21 protein-coding genes are annotated in these 24,263 nt (G+C 67.2%); 11 read left to right on the top strand and 10 right to left on the bottom strand.

All coding sequences use genetic code 11. From position 1 onward, the window contains the following. Window positions 1-99: 99 nt before the first annotated feature. The 5 genes from V5F84_RS15800 (at window position 100) to uvrB (ending at window position 6,541) form a co-directional block, all read left to right on the top strand. Window positions 100-966, top strand: a complete 867-nt coding sequence (locus tag V5F84_RS15800) for an SH3 domain-containing protein (RefSeq protein WP_394044635.1) — start codon at window positions 100-102, stop codon at window positions 964-966. A gap of 145 nt (window positions 967-1,111) precedes the next feature. After that, entirely contained in the window at window positions 1,112-2,491 is a 1,380-nt protein-coding gene (locus tag V5F84_RS15795; RefSeq protein ID WP_394044633.1) for a glutamate--tRNA ligase, read from the top strand. 65 nt (window positions 2,492-2,556) lie between these two features. Further along, the gene (locus V5F84_RS15790; RefSeq protein ID WP_394044631.1) at window positions 2,557-3,195 is read left to right on the top strand and encodes a DUF2799 domain-containing protein; all 639 of its coding nucleotides are present in this window, start codon (window positions 2,557-2,559) and stop codon (window positions 3,193-3,195) included. 145 nt (window positions 3,196-3,340) lie between these two features. Further along, window positions 3,341-3,775 carry a lysozyme inhibitor LprI family protein gene (locus V5F84_RS15785; protein WP_394044629.1) on the top strand — a complete coding sequence of 145 codons (435 nt, stop codon included), beginning with the start codon at window positions 3,341-3,343 and terminating at the stop codon, window positions 3,773-3,775. A 51-nt stretch (window positions 3,776-3,826) separates the two neighbouring features. Beyond that, complete coding sequence (uvrB, locus tag V5F84_RS15780) at window positions 3,827-6,541, top strand: excinuclease ABC subunit UvrB (RefSeq protein WP_394044627.1); 2,715 nt, start codon at window positions 3,827-3,829, stop codon at window positions 6,539-6,541. A 398-nt stretch (window positions 6,542-6,939) separates the two neighbouring features. On the opposite strand, the gene V5F84_RS15775 is transcribed toward uvrB, so the two are convergent. Next, entirely contained in the window at window positions 6,940-7,512 is a 573-nt protein-coding gene (locus V5F84_RS15775; RefSeq protein ID WP_394044625.1) for a hypothetical protein, read from the bottom strand. Between the two features lie 190 nt (window positions 7,513-7,702). Here V5F84_RS15775 and clpS point away from each other — a divergent pair, with 190 nt between their 5' ends. Next, window positions 7,703-8,035 (top strand): ATP-dependent Clp protease adapter ClpS, encoded by a 333-nt coding sequence (gene clpS, locus V5F84_RS15770; protein ID WP_394044623.1) that lies wholly within the window; start codon window positions 7,703-7,705, stop codon window positions 8,033-8,035. 83 nt (window positions 8,036-8,118) lie between these two features. On the opposite strand, the gene V5F84_RS15765 is transcribed toward clpS, so the two are convergent. The 3 genes from V5F84_RS15765 to V5F84_RS15755 form a co-directional block, all read right to left on the bottom strand. Further along, window positions 8,119-8,550, bottom strand: coding sequence for a DUF930 domain-containing protein (locus V5F84_RS15765; RefSeq protein ID WP_394044621.1), 432 nt, complete (start codon window positions 8,548-8,550; stop codon window positions 8,119-8,121). Window positions 8,551-8,698: 148 nt separating this feature from the next. Further along, window positions 8,699-8,950: a PepSY domain-containing protein gene (locus V5F84_RS15760; protein ID WP_394044619.1), complete on the bottom strand. Its 252-nt coding sequence runs from the start codon at window positions 8,948-8,950 to the stop codon at window positions 8,699-8,701. Window positions 8,951-9,164: 214 nt separating this feature from the next. Then, window positions 9,165-11,033 (bottom strand): DEAD/DEAH box helicase, encoded by a 1,869-nt coding sequence (locus V5F84_RS15755; protein ID WP_394044617.1) that lies wholly within the window; start codon window positions 11,031-11,033, stop codon window positions 9,165-9,167. Window positions 11,034-11,494: 461 nt separating this feature from the next. Here V5F84_RS15755 and V5F84_RS15750 point away from each other — a divergent pair, with 461 nt between their 5' ends. Then, window positions 11,495-12,235, top strand: coding sequence for a superoxide dismutase (locus V5F84_RS15750; protein WP_394044615.1), 741 nt, complete (start codon window positions 11,495-11,497; stop codon window positions 12,233-12,235). A gap of 46 nt (window positions 12,236-12,281) precedes the next feature. On the opposite strand, the gene V5F84_RS15745 is transcribed toward V5F84_RS15750, so the two are convergent. After that, window positions 12,282-13,766, bottom strand: coding sequence for an MFS transporter (locus V5F84_RS15745; protein WP_394044613.1), 1,485 nt, complete (start codon window positions 13,764-13,766; stop codon window positions 12,282-12,284). 120 nt (window positions 13,767-13,886) lie between these two features. On the opposite strand from V5F84_RS15745, the gene V5F84_RS15740 reads away from it, so the two are divergent. Both V5F84_RS15740 and V5F84_RS15735 read left to right on the top strand, forming a co-directional pair. Beyond that, entirely contained in the window at window positions 13,887-14,606 is a 720-nt protein-coding gene (locus V5F84_RS15740; RefSeq protein ID WP_394044611.1) for a hypothetical protein, read from the top strand. A gap of 58 nt (window positions 14,607-14,664) precedes the next feature. Beyond that, window positions 14,665-14,955: a hypothetical protein gene (locus tag V5F84_RS15735; RefSeq protein ID WP_394044609.1), complete on the top strand. Its 291-nt coding sequence runs from the start codon at window positions 14,665-14,667 to the stop codon at window positions 14,953-14,955. A 93-nt stretch (window positions 14,956-15,048) separates the two neighbouring features. On the opposite strand, the gene V5F84_RS15730 is transcribed toward V5F84_RS15735, so the two are convergent. The 4 genes from V5F84_RS15730 to V5F84_RS15715 form a co-directional block, all read right to left on the bottom strand. Continuing rightward, the gene (locus V5F84_RS15730) at window positions 15,049-16,365 is read right to left on the bottom strand and encodes an amidase (protein WP_394044607.1); all 1,317 of its coding nucleotides are present in this window, start codon (window positions 16,363-16,365) and stop codon (window positions 15,049-15,051) included. Between the two features lie 224 nt (window positions 16,366-16,589). After that, window positions 16,590-17,573 carry an ABC transporter substrate-binding protein gene (locus V5F84_RS15725; protein WP_394044605.1) on the bottom strand — a complete coding sequence of 328 codons (984 nt, stop codon included), beginning with the start codon at window positions 17,571-17,573 and terminating at the stop codon, window positions 16,590-16,592. A gap of 25 nt (window positions 17,574-17,598) precedes the next feature. Further along, a complete protein-coding gene (locus V5F84_RS15720; RefSeq protein WP_394044603.1) occupies window positions 17,599-18,453 on the bottom strand; it encodes an ABC transporter permease in 855 nt (284 codons plus the stop codon). Continuing rightward, entirely contained in the window at window positions 18,450-19,232 is a 783-nt protein-coding gene (locus V5F84_RS15715) for an ABC transporter ATP-binding protein (protein ID WP_394044601.1), read from the bottom strand. The genes V5F84_RS15720 and V5F84_RS15715 overlap by 4 nt, the downstream gene beginning before the upstream one ends. Window positions 19,233-19,526: 294 nt before the next feature. Between V5F84_RS15715 and V5F84_RS15710 the strand changes: the two genes are divergently transcribed. Beyond that, a complete protein-coding gene (locus tag V5F84_RS15710; protein WP_394044599.1) occupies window positions 19,527-20,213 on the top strand; it encodes a class I SAM-dependent methyltransferase in 687 nt (228 codons plus the stop codon). Between the two features lie 7 nt (window positions 20,214-20,220). Here the strand turns inward: V5F84_RS15710 and V5F84_RS15705 are convergent, their stop codons facing one another. Continuing rightward, window positions 20,221-20,658 carry a GtrA family protein gene (locus V5F84_RS15705; RefSeq protein WP_394044597.1) on the bottom strand — a complete coding sequence of 146 codons (438 nt, stop codon included), beginning with the start codon at window positions 20,656-20,658 and terminating at the stop codon, window positions 20,221-20,223. A gap of 200 nt (window positions 20,659-20,858) precedes the next feature. On the opposite strand from V5F84_RS15705, the gene carB reads away from it, so the two are divergent. Then, a complete protein-coding gene (carB, locus tag V5F84_RS15700; protein ID WP_394044595.1) occupies window positions 20,859-24,221 on the top strand; it encodes a carbamoyl-phosphate synthase large subunit in 3,363 nt (1,120 codons plus the stop codon). Window positions 24,222-24,263 lie beyond the last annotated feature (42 nt).

Below are 24,263 nucleotides of genomic sequence, written 5' to 3'. Positions count from 1 at the left end.
GCCGCCGCGGTCACGTACCGGAAACGCCATGGAAACGGATCACGACTCCCGGTAACGGTGGCGTTATTGCGTGAATCGAGGGTGCGGATGATTGGGGCAATGAAGATCGCGGGCTGGGCCCTGGCCTTTGCCTGCCTGGCGGGAGCAGCGCAGGCCTCGCCCGGCTTCACCACGGCGGACGTCAACATGCGTGCCGGTCCCGACACCCAATATCCCCGCGTCACGGTGCTGCCGGAAGGCGCGCCGGTGGAGATTTTCGGCTGCCTCTCCAACCAGTCCTGGTGCGATGTGGCCTGGGGTCCCAATCGCGGCTGGGTGTATGGGGAATATCTCGCCTTAGACTATCGCGGCGAGCGGGTCCTGGTGCCGGAATATGCCCCGGTGATCGGCATTCCGGTGGTCGGGTTCAATTTCGGCAATTACTGGGGCCGCTATTATCGCGGCGCACCGTGGTGGAACCAGTACAATCGCTGGCAGTATTATAATCCCCGCCCGCGCCCGGGCTGGGGCGTGCCGCCGCCCGGCCCCGGCCCGCGCCCGCCCGGCTGGTGGAACCATCCCGGCCGTCCCGGCTATCCGGTGGTCGGTCCAGGCCGTCCGGGCTATCCCGGCGGCCCCGGCTATCATCCGCCGGGCGCGTATCCGGGCCGCCCGCCGGGCGGTTATCCCGGCAACCCGGGCGGCCCGCCTCCCGGCGCGTATCCCGGCCGTCCCCCGCACGGCAATCCGGGCGGTCCGCCTCCCGGCGCCTATCCTGGCCGTCCGCCGCACGGCAACCCGGGCGGTCCGCCCCCGGGCGCCTATCCGGGTCGCCCGCCGCACGGCAATCCCGGCGGCCCGCCTCCGGGCGCGTATCCCGGGCGTCCGCCGCACGGCAATCCGGGAGGTCCGCCTCCGGGCCAGCAGCGCCCGCCGCGGGGAGCGCCGCCCGGCTGCGCCCCCGGCGCGCCGTGCCCGCCGCAATGAGCGCAGCCGGCCATCGGCGATTTTCACGGGCAGGCGGGGCATAGGTCCCGCCCGCTTTCGGCCCGGCCCGGCCCCGCGCGGCCGGTTCGTGGCCGGGACATCCCGGGCATCGACGCGCGGGCCGCCGCGCGCTATGGGCTTGGCCATGTCGGCATCATCCTCCCCTTCGGACTTCCTCGGACCCGCGCCGGTCCTGCGCTTCGCGCCCTCGCCCACCGGCCTGATCCATGTGGGCAATGCGCGCACGGCCCTGCTGAACGCTTTGCTCGCACGGCGCGGCGGCGGCACCTTCATCCTGCGCTATGACGATACGGACGCGGCGCGATCGCGCGCGGAATTTGCCGACGCCATCGCCGAGGATCTCGACTGGCTCGGCATTCCGCCCGACCGCGTGGCGCGCCAGTCCGACCGGCTCGCCCTTTACGACGCGGCCGCCGAGGCGCTGAAGGCCGCCGGGCGCCTCTATCCCGCCTATGAGACCGAAGCCGAATTGGACCTCAAGCGCGGCCTTCAGCGCGCGCGCGGCCTGCCGCCGGTCTATGATCGTGCCGCCCTCGCCCTCACGGCGGAAGAGCGCGCCGCGCTGGAGGCCGAAGGCCGCGCGCCCCATTGGCGCTTCCGCCTCGACCGTCGCGCGGTGACCTGGGACGACGGCGTGCGCGGGCCGCAGCATGTGGACACCGCCACTTTGTCCGATCCCGTCCTGGTGCGGGCGGACGGCACCTATCTCTACACCTTCACCTCGGTGGTGGACGATCTCGACATGGGCATCACCTGCGTGGTGCGGGGCGAGGACCACGTCACCAACACGGCGGTGCAGATCGAATTGTTCGAGGCGCTCGGCGGCGTCGCGCCGCGCTTCGCCCACCACAATCTGCTCACCTTGCCGAGCGGCGAGGGCCTCTCCAAGCGGCTCGGGCACCTCTCGCTGCGGGCGCTGCGCGAGGAGGGGCAGGAGGCGCTGGCGGTGGCCGCCGCCGCGGTTCTGGTCGGCACCTCGGATGCGCTGGCGCCGGTGGAGAGCATGGACGCGCTCGCCGCCAAGGTGGATCTCTCCCACATCTCCCGCGCGCCGGCGCGGTTCGATCCCGCGGACCTCGCCCTGCTGAGCGCGCGCACGCTGCACCATCTGCCCTTCGAGGCGGTGGCGGGCCGGCTGAGCGCGGCCGGCATCTCCGGCGGCGCGGATTTCTGGCTGGCGGTGCGCGGCAATCTCGCAACCTTCGCCGATGCGCTCCATTGGTGGCAGGTGTGCTCCGACGCCGGGCACGGCGTCATCGCCGAGGAAGACCGCGCGTTTCTCGCCGCGGCCGGCGCGCTTTTGCCGCCGGAGCCCTGGGACGCCGGCACCTATGGCCCCTGGATCGCCGCCGTGAAGGCCACGAGCGGGCGCAGCGGCAAGGCGCTGTTCCGGCCGCTGCGTCTCGCCCTGACCGGGCAGGAGACCGGCCCGGAACTCGCCGCGCTTCTCCCCCTGCTGGGCCGTGCGCGCACGCTGGCGCGACTTGGTGTCATAAACCCGTGAGCCGTGCCAATTAACCTACGAGCATACCGCAGGCTGGGGTCGCGGGGTTCGAGGGGCGAGGCACGATGCGGGCGAAGCGACTGGCGCTGCTGATGGTTTTTCCCGTGGCGCTGATGGCCCTCAACGGCTGCGCCACCCTGTCCAAGGAAGAATGCCAGAGCGGCAATTGGCAGGAGATCGGGCAGGCCGACGGCTTCAACGGCGAGCCGGAAAGCCGCCTTCAGGAGCATGCCAAGGCCTGCAGCAGCTATAGCGTCGCCCCCAATGTGCAGGCCTATATGGCCGGCCGCGAAATCGGCCTGGCCTCCTATTGCACCCCCGCTTCGGGCTTTGCCCATGGACGCGCCGGCGACGATTATGCCGGCGTCTGCCCGCCGGCCACGGCGGCCGCCTTCTCCTCCGGCTATATGGTCGGCCGCAAATTGTGGGACGCGCAGCAGAATGTGCGGCGCTACGAATCGCGGGTGCTCGACCTGGAAAACCAGCTGCGCCGCGCCGAGGACGATCTCTCCAAGCCGTGCGTGAATGATTCCGCGTGCTACTTCACGAAACAGAACCAGCAGCGCACCCGCAACAATCTGCGCGACCAGCTCGACCGCGAGCGCTGGAACCTTTCGGATGCCCGCAACCGCTACAATGTCCTGGAAGCGAGCGTGATCAGCCAGTTCCGCGCCACGGTGCCGGGCGGCCCGCCGCCGGGCTAGGGCGGATCGAGCGTCTGTTCCCGCCCGCCTGCCCCATGGGGATGTTGATTTTGCGCGCGGCATGGTCATCGTCCGGCGGTGACGGCGCGCGACTCGCGCGGCTGGGCTATGGTCGCTGCGCGGAATGCGAGATCGGGAGGCGCGGATGGGTGATGCGCGTGGAGCGAAACGGGGATCCCTTCAAGCCGGCGGCCGGCGCCGCGCGGCGCTGCTCGGCTGCCTGATGCTGGCGGCGGCGGCGCTGCCGGCGCGCGCTGCCGAGCCGAATGCCTGGTATTCCGGCGAATACAAAAGCTGCGACCAGGACACGACGCCGGAAATCGTGCGCTGCATCACCAAGCTCACCGAAGGGTGGGAGAGCCGGCTTGAGACCGCCCTCAAGGCGCTGCTCGCCCAGCAGACCGCCCCGCAGCAGGAGCGGCTGAAGGCGGCGCAGAAGGCCTGGACCGCCTTCCGGGACGCGGACTGCGCCTTCTACGTCAACGGGGCCGGCACCATCGCCCGGGTGGAGGGCGCCGAATGCCGGCGCGTGCTGACCCAGCAAAGGGCGCAGGAACTGGAGCAGGCGGGGCGGCCCTGATCGGGCCGGGGCCACCTTTTCTCCGGCGCCGATGCACCCCATATTGGCGCCATGGCCAAAGCATCCCGACCCGGCAAACTCGGCGAGCGCTCGCAGCGTCATTTCGAGCCTGCGCCCGCCCAACCCCTCGATCCTGAAGTTGCGAAGTCGCTCGGCCTCGCACCGGGGGACATGAGCGGCGATTTCGAATCCGCCGGCGCATCGGCGACGGTGGCGGCGCTCTCCCGGCTGATCCAGGAGGGGCGCCCAGAGGTCACCGGCCAGACCTGGACTCCCCATCGCCCGCCCCGCCCGGACAAGAGCGAGGGCGGCGTTCCCCTCGTGATCAAGAGCGAGTTCGAGCCGGCCGGCGACCAGCCGGCGGCCATCGCCGAACTGGTGGCCCAGGCCCGCGCGCACGAGCGCGACCAGGTGCTGCTCGGGGTGACGGGGTCCGGCAAGACCTTCACCATGGCCAAGGTGATCGAGACGCTTCAGCGCCCCGCCATCATCCTGGCGCCGAACAAGACGCTCGCGGCCCAGCTCTACGGCGAGTTCAAGTCGTTCTTCCCCGACAATTCGGTGGAATATTTCGTTTCCTATTACGATTACTACCAGCCCGAGGCCTATGTCCCGCGCACCGACACGTACATCGAGAAGGAATCCTCGGTGAACGAGCAGATCGACCGGATGCGCCACTCGGCCACCCGCGCGCTGCTGGAGCGCGACGACGTGATCATCGTCGCCTCGGTCTCCTGCATCTATGGTATCGGCTCGGTGGAGACCTATTCCTCCATGACCTTCAAGCTGGAGGTGGGGGAGCGCATCAACCAGCGCCAGCTGATCGCCGATCTCGTGGCCCTGCAATACAAGCGCATCCAGTCGGATTTCGCGCGCGGCACCTTCCGGGTGCGCGGCGACAATATCGAGATCTTCCCCGCCCATTACGAGGACCGCGCCTGGCGCGTCTCGCTGTTCGGCGACGAGGTGGAGAGCATCGCCGAGTTCGATCCGCTCACCGGCCACAAGACCGGCGACATGAAGTCGATCAAGGTCTACGCCTCCTCCCATTACGTCACCCCGCGCCCGACGCTGATCCAGGCGATCGCCGGCATCAAGGCCGAGCTGAAGGTTCGGCTCGACGAACTCTACAAGATGGGCCGCCTGCTGGAGGCGCAGCGCCTGGAGCAGCGCACCCGCTACGATCTGGAAATGATGGAGGCCACCGGCGCCTGCGCGGGCATCGAGAATTATTCCCGCTGGCTCACCGGCCGCAAGCCCGGCGAGCCGCCGCCGACCCTGTTTGAATATGTGCCCGACAATGCGCTCGTCTTCATCGACGAGAGCCATGTGACCATTCCGCAGATCGGCGCCATGTATCGCGGCGACTTTCGCCGCAAGGCGACGCTGGCGGAATACGGCTTCCGCCTGCCGTCCTGCATGGACAACCGGCCGCTGCGGTTCGAGGAATGGGAGGCCATGCGCCCGCAGACCATCCATGTCTCGGCGACCCCCGGCCCGTGGGAGATGGACCGCACCGGCGGCGTGTTCGTGGAGCAGGTGATCCGCCCCACCGGGCTCATCGACCCGCCGGTGGAGATCCGCCCCGCGCGCACCCAGGTGGACGATCTGCTCGGCGAGGTGCGGGCGGTGGCGGCGAAGGGCTATCGCACGCTTGTCACCGTGCTCACCAAGCGCATGGCCGAGGACCTCACCGAATATCTGCACGAGAACAACATCCGCGTGCGCTACATGCATTCGGACATCGACACCATCGAGCGCATCGAGATCATCCGCGACCTGCGGCTCGGCGCGTTCGACGTGCTGATCGGCATCAATCTGCTGCGCGAGGGGCTGGATATTCCCGAGTGCGGACTTGTCGCCATTCTCGACGCCGACAAGGAAGGGTTTTTGCGCTCGGAAACCTCGCTGGTGCAGACCATCGGCCGCGCCGCCCGCAATGTGGACGGGCGCGTCATCCTCTATGCCGATCACGAGACCGGCTCCATGCAGCGCGCCATGGCCGAGACCACGCGCCGCCGCGAGAAGCAGGTGGCCTACAACACCGAGCACGGCATCACGCCCGAGAGCGTGAAGAAGGCCATCGGCGACATCCTCAATTCGGTCTATGAGCGCGACCACGTGCAGGTGGATGCGGGCCTTGCGGAAGAGGGGGCGGCCTTCGGCCATAATCTCAAGGCGGTGATGGCGGATCTGGAAAAGCGCATGCGCGCCGCCGCCGCCGACCTGGACTTCGAGACCGCCGCGCGGCTGCGCGACGAGATCAAGCGCCTTCAGGCCACCGAGCTTGCGGTCTCCGACGATCCCATGGCGCGGCAGGAGGCGGTGGACGACAAGACCGGCGGCTTCCGGGGCGAGCGCAAATACGGCCGCGCCGCCAACCAGCCGCCCAAGGCGGCGGGATCTTCGGCGGGTTCTTCTGCGGGCGCCTCCTCCGGCCGGGGCGGGCGGGGCAAGATCACGGGGCGGGCGAAATCCGACACCGGCAGCGGCCACGCGCCGGCGCCCGGTATCCCCGCGCCCGAGGCCCCTGTTCCCCCGGCGCCGATCGGCCGGGTGAAGCCGGCCCCGACCGAGCGCGACCGCACCCCCGACGAACTCCCCCTCTACGCCCCGCGCGCCTCCTCCCGCGTGGCGAAGCCGACGCTGGACGACATGGGGCCGGGGAGCGACCGGGCCGAACCCCTGTCGGCCCTCGACTACAAGCCGGGGCCGCGTCCCGATCCGGGGACGAAGGGGTATCGGAAGGGTGGGCGGCGGAAGTGAGGGGCGGCCCGAGAAGGGCTGGAGGCTCGACACAAGGGCCTTCTCCCTCTCCCCGAGGGGAGAGGGCTGGGGAGAGGGGGCCCGCCGTCGGTTCGGTGCACCTTGAAGTCGTGAAAGCTCAACCCCTCACCCGCCCGCTGCGCGGCCGACCTCTCCCCGTCGGGGAGAGGTGAAATCGGCGGCTCGCGCGTGGCGAAGCCCTCGCTCGATGACATGGGCCCGGGGAGCGACCGGGCTCGTCTGCGCCCTGGACTACAAGCTGGGGCCGCGGCCCGATCCGGGGAGAAGGGGTATCGCAAGGAGGGAGAAGGAAGCGAGGAGGCTTCTTTCTATATTAAAAGAAAGTGTCTGAATATTGCGCGTCTGTATTTTAAGCGCGGTGAAATTTTTATTCCAACTTAATGTTGTATATCATCGGGTCCGAAATTTATAACCTTCATTGATCCATCTTTCGATCTTTCAAATACAGCCTCGATAACTTCATCATTTCCAATAAGGCGCATAATTCTGATTATTTCAGGGAGTGCGAAATAGTCTAAAAATTTCGACTTATCAAAATCGCTGTTTACAAAAAATCCGCTTAATTGATTGCTTATTTCATCCCTCACTTCTGGAATTAATATAAAACTATGAATTATTTTATTTACAAATGATTTTATAGATAAATTTATCTCGCTACCGTTTTTAATGTCGTAAAATACATTGAAGTTATGACCATTGAGAATGTCTGGCACCGATGTCGGATTAATTATTTTATATCTCGTGCAAAGTATTTGTGATTTAATTGTTCGATCCGTCAACTTATGTGATTCTATTAATTTTCTAATAGCTAAGGCGGAAACAAATATCATTTTTTCAAATGATATAAATGATGATTCTGTTTTTATCTGAAGTTTTTCGAGCTTTTTTGCATCTTTTAACAATCCTTCCTTCCAGGGGATGCTGGAAAATATCATAAGTAATGCCTGCATTTGTAATAGATAATCAATATTACAATTCTTACTTGTTGTCTAGAATCGAATTGATTGGCGCGGCTAAATGACGGCTTCGGGTCCAGACGGAGGCGGAATCTCCAGATCACCCACCCCCTTGCCCCACCCCCGCACCTGCGGTAAAAGCCCCGCCCATGGGCCGGGACCTCCAGCAGATGCGGGCCGCACCATGAGCGAACACTTCAGCGCCGCCGACAAACCCTCGACCATTGAACGGCCGAAGGATGAGACGCGCCCCAAGCTCGCGCGGCCGCGCCTGCATAAGGTGATCCTGCTCAACGACGATTACACGCCGCGCGAGTTCGTCGTGATGCTGCTGAAAGCCGAGTTCGGCATGAACGAGCCCCAGGCGCTCGGAATCATGCTCACGGCGCACCGGCGCGGCGCCTGCGTGGTGGCGGTGTTTCCGCGCGATGTGGCGGAAACCAAGTCCGCCCGCGCCTCGGAGGCCGCCCGCGCCAAGGGCTATCCCCTGATGTTCACCACAGAGCCCGAGGAATAAGTCGCCCGAGGAATAAGTCGCCCGGGGAATAGGCGGCCCGGGAAAGAACTGTCCGAAGACCCGGCGCGTCGCGGGCCCGCCGTTCAGGGCACGAGATAATGGGCGGACCAATCGCTCTTCGGCACCACGTCGCCCAGGGAATATTCGAACGAGAGCACCGTCATGCCGTCCGGGCTGGTGCGGCAGGAATAGGACAGGCGATACCATTTCCCGCCGCTGCGCACCGCCGCGCCCGGCGCCTTCACGGCGGTGTCGGAGGTGACGGTATCGGCAAACGCGTAGGCGACGAGCTCGTCGGGGTGCAGATCCTTGTGGCCGCGCCCCACCTCGCCCATGGCGCGGGCGTTGCACCGCTGCTCCATGCGGGTTCCGGGCGCGAGCGAGAGCATTTCCTTGTCGTGCGCGCCGCTGGCGAAGGTCTGCTGGCTGCGGGAGGCGGCGAACGCGCCGCTCGGTCCCATAAGGGCGAGGGCCAGCAGGGGGAGCGCGCAGAAGGAGAGGGGACGACGAATCAAGGCGTGCGTTTCCGGGGTTCCAACGCACAAACCGCATCATCTGTATGGCAAAGGTGAGGCCGAAACCGCGCGGGCCCGGCAGCCTCGCGCCCCGGGGCCCGCGCGCCGCCTTGAAAAGCGCCGCCGGCAGCGCCGCGCGGCGCGCGCCTCAGTGCTCCATGTCCTTGTCGATCAGCTTGAAGGCGGGATCGAACTTGAGGTCGTAGATGTGCCCGTCGCGGCACTTGGCATTGTCCACTTCGAAGATGCCGTCGTCGACCTTGATGAAGCCGTCGGTGCAGCCTTCCGCTTCCATGGCGGCCAGCACCTTGGTGCGCTCGGCATCGGTGGGCGCGCGGTCGGCGAACGCGGGCGCGGCGGTGAGGAGCAGGGCGCCGCAGATCAGGACAAGGCGTTGCATCATGCTTTCCCTGGGGGCGCGGCGGGAAGGGATTTCGACGCGCGACGGCGCCCCCGGCAAGCTTTGCTGTAGCGGACGAGGGAGCCGCGTTCAAAGGCTTCGGCCGGCCTGCGACACCAAATCCGGCGGTCGCGCGAAAGGCGCGCCACCGCCCGCTGCGGTTGTCGCGCGCCGGGCGATTTCGAGGCGGCGCGGGCGAGACCGCGCCTCCGCCTCAGTCGCGCAAACGGCCCTTGTTCGGCTTGGCCTTTCCGCCCTTGCCGGCGCCCGGCGCCTTGGGCGGATATTTCGCCCCGGCCGCTTTCGGCGGGCGCGATTTGCCGAACGCGCCCTTCACATCGGTGCGACCGGAGCCCGCGGGGCGCTCGATGGCGGCGGGGTCGTAGGCCGGCTTGCGGGATTTGCTGAAGCTCGGGCGGCGCGCGGCGGGCGCCGGATCGCCGGTCAGGGGCTCGATGGGCACGTCGCCGCCCTCGGAGGCGCGGGCATTGGCCAGAAAACTCTCGGCCAGGTCCTCGGCGATCTCGAACACGGTCTCGCTGTCGAAGATGCGGATCGAGCCGATGTCCTGCTTGGTGACGACGCCGCGCCGGCAGATCAGCGGCAGCAGCCATTTGGGATCGGCATTCTTGCGCCGGCCCACCGGCATGCGGAACCACACGCTGGCCCCGCCGGGACCACCGGCGCCGCCGGCCCGGCTTTCGCGCGGCGCGCGTTCGGGGCGGCGCTCCTCGCGCTCGGCATCGCGCAGGCGCGCGGCATTGCGGCCCTCGCCGGGGTCGAGCACGTCTTCCGGCGCCGGCAGGCGGTCGCGATAGAGCCGCGCCAAGGCGGCGGCCACCTGCTCGGGTGAGCGCTCGGCGAGGATCGCCTGGGCGAGGACCAGATCCTCGGGCGAGGGCTCCTCGTTCAGCAGCGGATCGGCGAGCATGCGCTCCTGGTCGAGCCGGCGAATGTCTTCGGCACCGGGCGGGCCGCTCCAGAGCGGCACGACGTTCGCGAAATGGAGCAATTGCTCGGCCCGGCGGCGGCGCGAGGGCGGCACGAGCAGGACGCTCACCCCCTTGCGCCCGGCGCGTCCGGTGCGGCCGGAGCGGTGCTGGAGGCTCTCCGCATCGTGCGGCAGGTCGGCATGGATGACGAGGCCGAGATTGGGCAGATCGATGCCGCGCGCCGCGACATCGGTGGCGACGCACACGCGCGCGCGCCCGTCGCGCAGCGCCTGGAGCGCCTGGTTGCGCTCGTTCTGGCCCATCTCGCCGGAGAGGCCGACGCCGGCAAAGCCACGCTCCTGCAAGGTGGAGAGCAGGTGCCGCACGCTCTCGCGGGTGTTGCAGAACACGATGGCGGAGGGGGATTCGAAATAGCGCAGCAGGTTGACGACCGCGTGCTCCATCTCCTTCGGCACGATGCGCACGGCGCGATACTCGATGTCGGCATGCCCGCCCTGGGTGTTCGCCACCTCGATGCGCATGGCGTCGTGCTGGTAGCGCTTGGCGAGCGCGACGATGCCGCGCGGGAGGGTCGCGGAGAACAGCAGGCTGCGGCGGGTCTCCGGCGCGGCAGAGAGGATGAATTCCAGATCCTCCCGGAAGCCGAGGTCGAGCATCTCGTCGGCTTCGTCCAGCACCGCCACCTGGAGGGCCGAGAGGTCGAGCCCGCCGCGCTCGATATGGTCGCGCAGGCGGCCGGGGGTGCCGACCACGATATGCACGCCGTCCGAGAGCAGGCGGCGTTCGCGGCGCGGGTCCATGCCGCCGACGCAGGCGACGATGCGCGCGCGCGCGTTCTCGTACAGCCATTCCAGCTCGCGGTGCACCTGCAGGGCGAGTTCGCGCGTGGGCGCCACGATCAAGGCCTGCGGCGCGCCGGCGGCGCCGAGGAATTCGGCTTCCCCGAGCAGGGTCTCGGCGATCGCCAGGCCGTAGGCCACGGTCTTGCCGGAACCGGTCTGGGCCGAGACCAGCAGATCGCGCCCGGCGGTTTCCGGCGCCAGCACGGCGGCCTGCACGGGCGTCGGCTCGTTATAGTCGCGGGCCGCGAGGGCGCGGGCAATGGACGGGGAGGGGGTCGAGAAAGCCAAAGGCGAAACCTGTTTCGATTTGAGGCGCAAGCGCCGTGTCGCGCCTCCTTCGGGAAGCGCTGGATGGGGTAGCGATACGGCACGGGCATGCACCCTGTGCGACAGGGCTCCGCCCCGCGCGGCCGAGACGCGAATGAAAATGCGCCTCTTTCTAGCTGAGGGCGTGGCCAGAAGCCATTGAAACCGTGCAGAAGCCCGCGCGCACCAGACCCGCGCCCCGCGCCGGGACCCCGGATCGCACCGGTCCCGGTTCCGGGCTCGTCCGATCCCGGCGGCGATCGCGCGGGTGCGGTGAACCGGTTTGCGATCAAGGGGAGGGGGCCATTCACCGATCGGGCGCGAAGCGGTTGCGCGCGGCACAGCCCCGGGGCGATGATCCCCGCGGGGCGGGATCGAACCTCGCGGCCCGCGCCAGCCCGCAAGGGATGCGGTGCATCGGGCGCAATATCGGGAGACGTTTCATGACATCCTCCTTCAGTTCCTCCGCCTCCTTCGGTGGTTCCGCGCCGGAGCCGTCCGCGCCCGACGCGGGCCTGTCCCGCCGCGATGCCCTGGTGCTCGGCAGCGCCGCGATCGCCGCCAGCGTGTTCATGCCCCATGTGGCGCGGGCGGCGGCGCCGTTCGTGCTGCCGCCGCTGCCCTATGCGGAAGATGCGCTGGCGCCCACCATCTCGGCCCGCACGGTTGGCCTGCATTACGGCAAGCACACCCGCGGCTATTACGACAAGGTCAATGCCCTTTCCGCCGGCAAGCCCTATGCCGACATGACGCTTTCGGAAATCGTCGTCACCTCCAAGCAGGTCGGCGATACCGCCATGTTCAACCAGGCCGCCCAGGCCTGGAACCATGATCTGTACTGGGCCAGCTTCAAGGGCGGCCCGGCCGCCCCGACGGGCGCCTTTGCGAAGGCCGTCGAGGCGGATTTCCAATCGCTGGAGGCGCTCAACCGCAAGATGACCGAGACCGGCGACGGGGTGTTCGGCACCGGCTGGGTCTGGCTGGTGCGCGACGGCGAGCGCCTCGCCGTGCTCGGCATGAAGGACGGCGCCAATCCGCTGCCCGACGGCAAGAAGGTGCTGCTCGGCATCGATGTGTGGGAGCACGCCTATTATCTCGACTATGAGAACAGGCGCACCGCCCATGTGGAAGCCGTGCTGAAGGATCGCGTGAACTGGCAGGTGGTGGGCGAACGCTTCGGCTGAGCCGGCCCGGCGCCGGGGAAGGGCCCGCTGCCGCGGGCCCTTTTGTTCACACGCCGATATCGTCCAGCTTGACGCCGGTGGTCTCGATGCGGAACTGCCAGGTGATCCAGGCGCCCACCAGCGAGGTGGCGACGAGGATATAGAGCAGCGGCTTCGTGCCGAGATCCAGCAGCAGGATCGGGAACAGGAAGGCGGTGAGCACCGCGCCGATCTTGGCGAAGGCGGCGGCAAAGCCCGCGCCGCGCCCGCGGATATGGGTCGGGAACACCTCGCCGGCCAGGAGATAGGTCTGCGCGTTCGGTCCCATGTTGGTCATGAAGTTGAACAGCATGAAGCCGGTATAGATCAGGAAGATCTGCGCCCCGCCGGTATAGTCCACGGAGAAGGAGGCGATCAGCAGCCCCGCCGCGCAACCGATGAAGCCGAACACCTGGAGCGGGATGCGCCCGACCTTGTCGGCCAGCATGACGGCGGCGCAGATGCCGACGATCAGCAGCAGATCGATGAAGGCCGCGCCCTCCGCCGCCAACATGTCCTTGGCGATGATCCCGGTGAGATTGTGCTGCGTGCTGGCTTGCGCGCCGAGGGCGGCGGCAAGGATGGTGGGGGTGAAGATGCCGATGCCGTAGGTGCCGAGATCCTGCAGGAACCAGGGCACCGAGGCGAGGATGGTGGCGCGCAGGTTCTTGGCCTTGAACAGCGCCCACATGTTGCGCTCATGGTGCGGATGGGCGTGAGGGTGGCGCACCTTGAGCTTGATTTCCTTGGGATAATCCGGGTTGCGCTTGAGCAGCTTGTGGACCTCGCGCTCGGCTTCCGCCATGCGGCCGTGGGCCGCCAGCCAATGGCCGCTCTCGGTCACGTAGAAGCGCCCGACCAGCACGATCACGGCGGGAATGATGGCGGTGGCATACATCAGCCGCCACGCCGCCAGTTCCGGGGCGAAGGTGAGGATGAGATAGCCCACCCCGGTGCCCACCAGGGCACCCACCGCCTGGAAGCCGAACGCGCTGAGCACCAGGCGGCCGCGGGCGCTGGAGGGGATGCTTTCCGAAATCACCAGATGGGCGGTGGGATAATCGCAGCCCAGCGCCACGCCCACGCCGAACAGGAAGAACACCATCCAATAGAAATTCGGCGCCACCGACAGCAGCACCAGGAACAGGATAAACAGCGCCATCTCGGCGATGAACATCAATTTGCGGCCGAACTGGTCCGCCAGCCCGCCGAGGAACAGGGCGCCGATCAGGATGCCGAACAGGCTCGCCGCGCCGACCAGCCCGTGCTCGAACGCGCCCATGGAGAATTCCACCGCCATCAGCGGCATGGCGACGCCGGTCATGAACACGACCAGCCCCTCGAAGAATTTTCCCGCCGCCGCGAGCCCCCAGATGCGCCATTGCATGGCCGTCATAGGCGTGACGGAAACTTCCGTACCGTCACGCCACAGCGGGCGCTCATCGATATATTCCTGAACGGAACGGGCTTCCACCGCCGGTGCCGATGGGTTGGGCGCGTGCATATCGTTCATCAGCAATCCCCCGCAATCCCCGCACAGATGCGCACCGGCGATGAATACCATATGACAAGGCGACCCTGGTGGCCGGCCGAACTCTCGGATATGAAAGGCTTTTACACGGGAGGCTCGGGGATGGCGGCGCGTTTCGAAGGGCTCAGTCGGCCCATCTTTGCCTTGGCGGGATTGGCGCTTGCGGGCGTTGTGTCCGGGTGCCAGGCGCCCGGGCCGAGCTGGGGCACGGGCACCGTGATCGAGACCGGGCCGTTCGACAGCGTTTCGGAAACCGTGGTCGGCATTCCCGCGCCGACGGCCGGCCCGCGCGTGTTCCAATGCAGCGGACCGTGGGCGCCCACCACGACGGAAGTCAATCTGGTCGCCGATTTCGGCGCGCAGGCGGTCACCCGCGCGGACGTGCAGGAGCCGGACGGCTCCACCGGCCCCGGCTCGGTGCTGCTGGCGGGCGATCCCAAGCTGAGGGTCGATATCGCCTGGGCCGATGCGCTCGGTTACACCGTGCCGACCCGCGTCGCCTTCACCGAGGAAAGCGCCTGGAGCGTCGCCGGGGTGCGCATCGGCTCCTCGCTGGCCGATGTGGAGCGCGCCAACGGGCGCCCGTTCCGCATCCAGGGCTTCGGCGGCAATGCCGGCGGCGTGGTGGTGGACTGGCAGAAGGGCGCGCTCGGCAACATGCCCGGCCCGTGCCGGCTGGGCGTGCAGTTCGCGCTGACGGCGGAGGCGTCGAACGCCGCGCAGGCGAAGGTTTCCGGGCCGAAAATCTTCCTGTCGTCGGATCCCAATGTCCGCGCGCTGAAACCGATTGTCGGCCTCTTCTGGGTGAATTATCGGTGGTAGGCCGAAACACCGTGGCGGTGCCATGATCCGGCATCGCGCGGCTCAGACGGAGGTTGCCATGACTGAGATGATGCAGACGAAGACGCCGGAACGCAGAAGCTCGCGCCGTACTCTTGCCCTCGCCTTCGCGCTTGGCATCGCCTGCACCATCGGCGCGAACGCGCTGGTGTCGTCGGCGCGGGCGAACCAGCCGTTCATGGTGGCGGCGCTGGAAGCCCTGCGTGCCGCGAAGGGCAATCTCATCCAGGCCGAGCCCAACAAGGGCGGTCATCGCGAGAACGCCATCCAATTGGTGAACCAGGCGATCGCGCAGGTCGAGGAAGGCATCGCCTTCGCCGCCGGGCGCTGAGGCCGGTTTTTCTCCCTGACGGCATGTGGCCGGCGGCGGAACGCATCCGCCGCCGGCCACAGCCCACCGCTCGCCCCCCGGCAGGCGGTGGTTTCAAACGCCCGGCGCGATGCGCGCGGGATAGGCGAGCGCGGTCTCGCACCATTTCGCGATGCGCAGCAGCTTCACATCCTCGCCGAACGGCGCCACCAGCTGGATGCCGAGCGGCAGGCCGCGCGGACCGGTGCCCGCCGGCACGGCGATGGCCGGCACGCCGAGGGTCGTCCACGGCACGCACAGGCCGGGATCTCCGGTTTCGCCGAGGCCCTCGGGGGCTTCGCCCGTGGCCGGCGCCGTCAGCACCGCATCGAAGCCCGAGAGGGCGTGCGTGAACGCCGTCCGCAGCGCCAGCTGCGCCGCGCGGGCGGCGAGATAATCGGTGGCCGCGATGGCGGCGCCCCGCTCCACCAGCCCCTGGAGCCGCGCGGAGGTCTTGTCCGGGAAGCGCGCCACCAGGGCGCCGAAATTGGCCGCGCCTTCCGCGCCGCACAGGGTCGCGGAAATCGCCGGCAATTGCGCGAACGCCTCCGGCAGCGTCACCGCCTGTACCGTGGCGCCCGAACCGGCGAGACGGGCCGCCGCCATTTCCATCAGGGCGGTCTGGCTGTCCTCCAGGGCCGGCGCCCCGGCCGGGAGCAGCCAGGCGATGCGCGGCGCCGGGAACGGCGCAACGCCGGCGACGCCGAACGGGAAGATCGTGCGGCGCGCGGCACCGGGCCCGCCCGCCAGCAGCGAAAGGACGTAGGCCGCATCGTCCACGCTGCGTGCAAACAGGCCGAGATGGTCCAGGGACTGGGAGAGATCATGAACGCCCTTCAGGGCGATGGTGCCATAGCTCGGCTTCAGCCCGACCACGCCGCAATAGGCGGCGGGCCGCAGGATCGAGCCCAGGGTCTGGGTGCCCAGCGCCACCTGGACCGAGCCGCTGGCAACCGAGGCCGCCGAGCCGGAGGAGGAGCCGCCCGGCGTGTGGCCGAGGTTCCAGGGATTGCGCGTGGGGCCGGGCTCGCGCCAGGCGAATTCGGTGGTGATCGTCTTGCCGAGGATGGTCGCGCCGAGATCCTTCAGGCGCCCCACCACATACGCGTCTTCCGCCGGCTGATGGTCCGCATAGACCGCCGATCCATAGGTGGTGGGCATGTCAGCGGTGGCGATGAGGTCCTTCACGCCCACCGCGACGCCGGTGAGCGGCCCGGCGCCCGGTGTCGCGGCGGGGGCTTCGGCGGGCAGGTGGGCGAAGGCATGGAGCGCGCCTTCCAGCGCCAGGGCGCGCGCGTGGCTGGCGGCGATCAGGTCCTGCGGCAAGGCTTCGCCTGCGGCCAGGGCATGCACGATGTCGAGCACGCCGGCGCTGGTCTTGAGGGCGGTCATGGGAAGATCCGGAACGGGGAGAAGCGGGCGGGACGTATCGTGCGGGCGGGCGGGGCCGCGCGAGGGACGGCGCGGCTGGTTTGCCGTCGCTCGGAAGGGGCACCGGCGGTTCTGCGCCGTGTCCGTGCGGCAGCCGCTCCCGGCTCGAAGGTCCGTGAAGGCGGGGCTCCGGCGGCGAAGGGTGAGAACCCCGCCGAAGCCCCCTGAAGCGCGAACCGTGCGCCTCAGTTCGTCGGCATCGCCATCGCCTTGTCGATGTAGGTGCGCGGCACGAAGGTCGCGTAATCCGGCTGGGCACCGAGGTTGCCGAGCGCGATCTGGGTGTCGAGCGCGAGCGTCAGCGCGGCCGGGGTGATGTCGACGCTGGTGGGATAGACGTTGTCCGCGAGCATGCGCTTGGTGGCGGCGGCGACCACTTCCGGATCGAGCTTCGGGAATTCCTTCTGCGCGATCTCGATGGTGCGGGCCTCGTTCTTGTGCATGAAGCGAACCGCCATCTCCAGGCCATTGGTCAGGCGCTGGGCGAGATCGGGATCGACATCGGTGCGGGCGGTGATGGTGGAGAAGGCATAGGGGCCATACAGCTTGGGAAAGCCGAGCACGACCTTCATGCCCTTGGCCACCACCTGGTCGAGGCCGGGCTCGTACATGACCGCGACCTTCGCCTGGCCGGCGACGAAGGGACCGGGCTCGGTGCCGAGCGGAACCTGGATCATCTCCACGTCCTTATTGGCATCCATGCCGTTTTCCTTCAGCAGCTTGATGAACAGCGAGGTGCTGGTGGTGGGCATCAGGCCGGTGACGATCTTCTGGCCCTTCAGGTCCTTGACGCTGTCGAACTTGAAGTCGGGGGTGGCGGCGATCCACACGGCGGCGCCGTTCACCACATTGGCGATGGTGTTCACCGGCGCGCCCTTGGAGGCGGCGATCGCCGTCCATTCCGGCCCGTGCAGGGAGAATTGCGCGCTCTTCGAGATCACCGCCGAGAGGGCAACCGAGCCCGAGCCGGCGCTTTCCTTGGTGAGGTCGAGGCCCTGCTTTTCAAAGAAGCCCTCGTCCATGGCCACATAGAGCGGCAGATAGAGCATGGACTGGAAGGCCTGGGAGATGGTGGCCTTCTTCATCTCCACGGCGGAGGCCGGGGCGAGCGCGGCGGAGGAAAGCGCCAGGGCGAGGGAAAAGGCGCCCAGTTTCGGCAAGAAAGTCATGTCGGCATGTCTCCGGTAATAGGGGTCAAACGTTGATCTGCGTCCCGCCCATCTGCTGCTTCCAGGGCAGCAGGCGCTGTTCGGTGACTTCGACCATCTGGTAGAAAAGGAAACCGACCAGCATCAGCGTGAACAGGCCGGCCCACACCGTATTGAGGTCGTAGAGGCTCGAGGCGACGTAGATCACATGGCCGAGGCCGTGCTGGGAGGAGATGAATTCGCCCACCACGGCACCCACCAGCGCGAAGCCGATATTGATGCGGAAGGTGGCGATGATGGCCGGCAAGGTGGACGGCGCGATCACCCGCTTGAAGATCTGGTGCTTGCTGGCGCCCATGGAGAACAGCAGCGCCTGGAGATCCTTGTCCGCGTCCTTCGCCGCCTGATAGGCGGTGATGAGGGCAACGATGGAGGTGAGCGAGATGGCGAGCGCCACCTTGGAGGTCAGGCCGGTGCCGAACCACAGGATGATGATCGGCGCGAGCGCGATCTTCGGCACCGAGTTGATGGCGGCGATGAACGGCTCCACCAGGCGGGCGACGAAGGCCGAGTACCAGAGCGTCAGCCCGATCACCGAGCCGATCACGGTGCCGAACGCAAAGCCGAGGATCGCCTCGAACACGGTATAGCCGGTGTCGACGAACAGGGAGCCGTCGGCGACCATCGAGATCAGCACGTGCAGCACGCCGCTCGGCTGCCCGACCAGGAAGGCGTTGAGCCAGCCCATCCGCACCGCCACTTCCCAGAGCAGGAAGAAGGCGACGACGGCGAGGATCTGCAGCACGCTGCGGCCGACGGTGGAATCGAACACATTGCGCCGCTTGGCGGCACGCAGGTGCCTGCGGACGCCGGATTTTGCGAGTTGAGCCATCTCAGTCATGCGCTCGCCCTGGTCTGGATGTCGAGTTCCGCGCACAGCGTGTTGAAATAGCTGGAGAAGCGAGGATCGCTGCGCGCGGCGATGGGGGAATGCTCGTTGAGCGCGATATCGTGCACCGCCTTCACCCGGGCCGGGCGCTGGCTGAGCACGACCACGCGCTTGGAGAGCGCGACCGCCTCGTCGATGTCGTGGGTGACGAGAATCACGGTCTTGTGGAAGGTCTCCACCGCTTCCATCAGGATGCCTTCCAGATAGAGGCGGGTCTGGTAGTCGAGCGCGGAGAAGGGTTCGTCCAGCAGCAGGATGTCGGGATCGAGCACCAGGGTGCGGATCAGCGCCACGCGCTGGCGCATGCCGCCCGAAAGCATCTTGGGATAGGCGTTCTCGAAGCCCGACAAGCCGAAGGTGGACAGATATTCGCGGGCCGTGTCCACGGCCTCGCGCGGATCGACCCCCTTCGTCTCAAGCCCGAGCAGGACATTGTCGAGGACCGTGCGCCAGGGGAAGAGCAGGTCCTTCTGCATCATGTACCCGACCTTGCCGCGCAGGCTGTCCACCTCCTGGCCGCGGTACAGCAGCATGCCTTCGTCGGGATCCACGAGGCCGGCGATAATGTTGAAGACCGTCGTCTTGCCGCAGCCGCTGGGGCCGATGATGCTGACGAAATCCCGCTCGTGGATGTCGAAGGTCAGGCCGTCGAGCACCTGGGTGGGACCCTGCTTTCCAGGAAAGCTTTTGCGGATGCCATTAAGGCGCAGTTGCACTTTGGGTGATGACATGGCGTCTCCTGTCTGCCGCCAGTCCATAGGCAACCGCTGTGCCACCCGGAAAAAATGTTGCAGTGCAAGGAATTCCCGGCGCGTGAAGCGCATGTCCCATAAATAGGCACATCGGCGAATGCCCGCCTTTGAGGCAGGTGACGCGTTTTCATGCATAATGAATGCAAAATCACAACGCCGTTACGGCACCCGTGCAATTTGCCGTTGGCCGGGGCACGATGGCGCGCGAGGCGGGCCGCATCGCGGCGCCGGGGCGGTCCGCGCCCCTGGCCCGGCGCGTCGGAGGACTTTCGCATGGATTGGGTTTCGTTCTGGGACGGCGCGAACGCCATCTATGTGAACGAGCGCCACAAGCGCGTGCATTATGAACGCCTCGCGGCGGATCTCGCGCGCTTCGTTCCCGGCCCTGCCGCGCGGGTGCTGGATTATGGCTGCGGCGAGGCCCTGGCGGCGCAGGCGATGGCGCGGACCTGCGCGCATCTCACCCTGAGCGATGCCGCGCCGAGCGTGCGGGAAAAGCTCAAGGCCCGCTTTTCAGGGGATCCCGCCCTCTCGGTCCTGTCGATCGCGGAGGTGGAGGCGCTCCCCGATGGGAGCTTCGACCTCGTGATCGTCAATTCGCTCGCGCAATATCTCTCCCGCGCCCAGCTCGAAGGGCTGCTCGTGCTGTTTCACCGGCTCCTGGCGCCCGGCGGCCGGCTGCTGCTGGCGGATGTGATTCCCCCCGGCGTGGGGGCGGCACGCGATGCGGCGGCGCTGCTGTCCTTCGCGGCGCGGGAAGGGTTCTTCTTCGCCGCCGTCCTGGGGCTCGCCCGCACGGCGGTTTCGCCCTATCGCAAGCTGCGGGCCGACCTCGGTCTCGCCACCTATGAGGAAGCCGACGTGCTCGCCCTGCTGAAAGCGGCGGGATTCGCCGCCGCACGGCACCGGCCGAACGTGGGGCACAATCAGGCCCGCATGGCGTTTCTCGCGACGCGCTGAGGCCCGCTCAGCGCGCCTCCGGCCGCGGCCGCTTCTCCGCGAACGCCCACACCCGGTAGCCGGTGAAGGTCCAGCACAGCACCAGCGCGCTGGTGAGGAATTGCGCCAGCAGGTAAAACACGCCAAGGCGATGGACGAACACGTCCATCAGCACCCCGTTCAGCACGAACGCCACGCCCGCGACCGCGAAATAGCGCGGCATGGCGCCGGCATGGGAGCGGGTGGACTTGAAGGTGAAGCGGCTGTTGAGCGTGTAGGTCACGCAGCTGCCCACCACGAAACCCACCAGCGAGGCGGAAACCGGCCCCACCACCTCCCATTCCACCAGCGCGCTCAGCACCAGGAAATGGAAGAACAGCGCCGTGAAGCCCACGCCGAGGAAGGTCGCCAGCTGGATCAGCAGGGGGCGGTATTGAGATAAGATATGGCCGAAGGGGAGGGGCACGGGACTGCGGACTCCGGAGCATGGGGCCATGGAGGCGTCTTCCGTCGCGTCCAAATATGGTCTAAGGAAGCCCAATAGCGCGTCGGGAAGAGATAATTCAACGCCCTGCGCAGCGTCTGCCGTCATTCACGACGGTTTCCATTCATCAGGGGCGCGCTTCCCGCGGCCCTTTTTTTGCGCCCGCTGAGCGCCCGCGAGACATGCCGAAACGCACTGACCTCGAAACCATCCTCATCATCGGCGCCGGCCCCATCGTCATCGGTCAGGCCTGCGAGTTCGATTATTCCGGCACCCAGGCCTGCAAGGCGCTGAGGGAAGAGGGCTACCGGGTCGTCCTGGTGAACTCCAACCCGGCGACCATCATGACCGACCCGGACATGGCGGACGCGACCTATATCGAGCCGATCACCCCGGAGATCGTCGCCAAGATCATCGAGAAGGAGCGCTATGTCCGCCCCGGCGGGTTCGCGCTTTTGCCCACCATGGGCGGCCAGACGGCGCTGAATTGCGCCCTGTCGCTGAAACGCATGGGCACGCTCGAAAAGTTCGACGTGGAGATGATCGGCGCCACCGCCGAAGCCATCGACAAGGCCGAGGATCGCGAGCTGTTCCGCGAGGCCATGACCAAGATCGGCCTCGACACGCCCACCTCGCGCCAGATCAAGACCCTGGCCCAGGCGCTGGACGCGCTCGACATCGTCGGCCTGCCGGCGATCATCCGTCCGTCCTTCACCATGGGCGGCACCGGCGGCGGCATCGCCTACAACAAGGCGGAATTCATCGAGATCGTCGAGCGCGGCATCGATGCCTCGCCCACCAGCGAGGTGCTCATCGAAGAGAGCGTGCTCGGCTGGAAGGAATATGAGATGGAGGTCGTCCGCGACAAGGCGGACAATTGCATCATCATCTGCTCCATCGAGAACATCGACCCGATGGGCGTGCACACCGGCGATTCCATCACGGTGGCGCCGGCGCTGACGCTGACCGACAAGGAATATCAGATCATGCGCGACGCATCGCTTGCGGTGCTGCGCGAGATCGGCGTGGAAACCGGCGGCTCGAACGTTCAGTTCGCGATCGATCCGCAGACCGGCCGCATGATCGTGATCGAGATGAACCCGCGCGTGTCGCGCTCCTCGGCGCTGGCCTCCAAGGCCACCGGCTTCCCCATCGCCAAGGTCGCGGCGCGCCTCGCAGTGGGCTATACGCTGGACGAGATCGAGAACGACATCACCGGCGGCGCGACCCCGGCCTCGTTCGAACCGACCATCGACTATGTGGTCACCAAGATCCCGCGCTTCGCATTCGAGAAATTCCCCGGCGCCGACACCACGCTCACCACCTCCATGAAGTCGGTGGGCGAGGCCATGGCCATCGGCCGCACCTTCCAGGAGAGCTTGCAGAAGGCCCTGCGCTCGCTGGAAACCGGCCTCACCGGGCTCGACGAGATCGAGATCGGCGGGCTCGGCCATGGCGACGACAAGAATGCCGTGCGCGCCGCCTTGGGCACGCCCACGCCCGAGCGCCTGCTCTATGTGGCGCAGGCCATGCGCGTCGGCATGAGCGACGAGCAGATTCATTCCGCCTGCAAGATCGATCCCTGGTTCCTGGCGGAAATCCGCGGCATCGTGGAGGCCGAGAACAAGGTCCGCCAGTTCGGCCTGCCCACCACGCCCGGCGCGCTGCGCGGGCTGAAGAGCATGGGCTTCTCGGATGCCCGCCTGGCAAGCCTCGCCGGCCTCGCCGAGGGCGAGGTGCGGGCGCGCCGGCAGGCCCTGGACGTGCGGCCGGTCTATAAGCGCATCGACACCTGCGCGGCGGAGTTCGCCTCGCCGACCGCCTATATGTATTCGTCCTATGAGCGCCCGTTCGGCGCTGCGCCCGCCGACGAGGCGCGCCCCTCCGATGCCAGGAAGGTGGTCATCCTCGGCGGCGGCCCGAACCGCATCGGGCAAGGGATCGAGTTCGACTATTGCTGCTGCCATGCCGCCTTCGCGCTGAAGGAAGCCGGCTATGAAGCCATCATGGTCAATTGCAATCCCGAGACCGTCTCCACCGATTATGACACCTCGGACCGGCTCTATTTCGAGCCGCTGACCGCCGAGGACGTGCTGGAGCTGATCGCGCGCGAGCGCACCTGTGGCACGCTGGTGGGCGTGATCGTGCAGTTCGGCGGACAGACGCCCCTGAAGCTCGCCCATGCGCTGGAACAGGCGAATGTGCCGATCCTCGGCACCTCGCCCGACGCCATCGACCTCGCCGAGGACCGTGACCGCTTCAAGCGCCTGTTGAACCAGCTCAAGCTGCGCCAGCCGGACAACGGCATCGCCTATTCGGTGGAACAGGCCCGTATCGTCGCCGCGCAGCTCGGCTTCCCGCTGGTGGTGCGACCGTCCTACGTGCTCGGCGGGCGGGCGATGCAGATCATCCGCGAGGAAGGCCAGCTCGGCGATTACCTGCTGGAGACCCTTCCCGGCCTCGTGCCGCAGGATGTGAAGGCGCGCTATCCCAACGACAAGACCGGCCAGATCAACACGGTGCTGGGCAAGAACCCGCTGCTGTTCGACCGCTATCTCTCCGACGCCATCGAGGTGGACGTGGATGCGCTGTGCGACGGAACGCAGGTGTTCGTGGCCGGCATCATGGAGCATATCGAGGAAGCCGGCATCCATTCCGGCGACAGCGCCTGCTCGCTCCCGCCTCATTCGCTTTCCGCGGAGATGATCGCCCGGCTGGAGGAGGAAACCTCCGCGCTCGCCCTGGCGCTCGGCGTGGTCGGGCTGATGAATGTGCAGTACGCCCTGAAGGGCGACGACATCTATGTGCTTGAGGTCAATCCGCGCGCCTCGCGCACGGTGCCCTTCGTGGCCAAAGTGGTGGGCGTGCCCATCGCCAAGATCGCCGCGCGGGTGATGGCGGGCGAGAAGCTTTCGAGCTTCGATCTCGTGAAGCAGAACATGAACCACATCGCGGTCAAGGAAGCGGTCTTCCCGTTCGCGCGCTTCCCGGGCGTCGACACGGTGCTCGGCCCGGAGATGCGCTCCACCGGCGAGGTGATGGGCCTCGACACCGATTATGGCGTCGCCTTCGCCAAGAGCCAGATCGGCGGCGGCACCAAGGTGCCGAAGGCGGGCACGGTGTTCGTCTCCGTGAAGGAGAGCGACAAGGAACGTATTCTCCCCACCGTGCGTTTGCTGCAGGACCTGGGCTTCCGGGTCATCGCGACCTCCGGCACCCAGCGCTATCTGGAGGAGCACGGCATCGCCGCCGGCAAGATCAACAAGGTGCTCGAAGGCCGCCCGCATATCGTGGACGCGATCAAGAACGGCGAAGTGCAACTGGTGTTCAACACCACGGAGGGTGCACAGGCACTTGCGGACAGCCGCTCGTTGCGCCGGTCGGCCCTCTTGCACAAAGTGCCATATTACACCACGCTATCAGGAGCCGTAGCAGCGGCGCAGGGGGTCAAGGCCTATGTGGGCGGTGATCTCCAGGTGCGCGCGTTGCAAAGCTATTTCGGCGTCGGTGCATCTAAGGCGGCGGACAAGGTGTCCGTATCCTGAGGGCTCAGCCCTTTCGAACGTGCGGGACAAAAGGCCCGCGCG

This window comes from Roseixanthobacter liquoris, from assembly GCF_043195135.2.
Classification (GTDB): Bacteria; Pseudomonadota; Alphaproteobacteria; order Rhizobiales; family Xanthobacteraceae; genus NCEH01.
The sequence above is the reverse complement of the archived record's forward strand: the minus strand, read 5'-3'. Positions and strand labels throughout refer to the sequence as shown.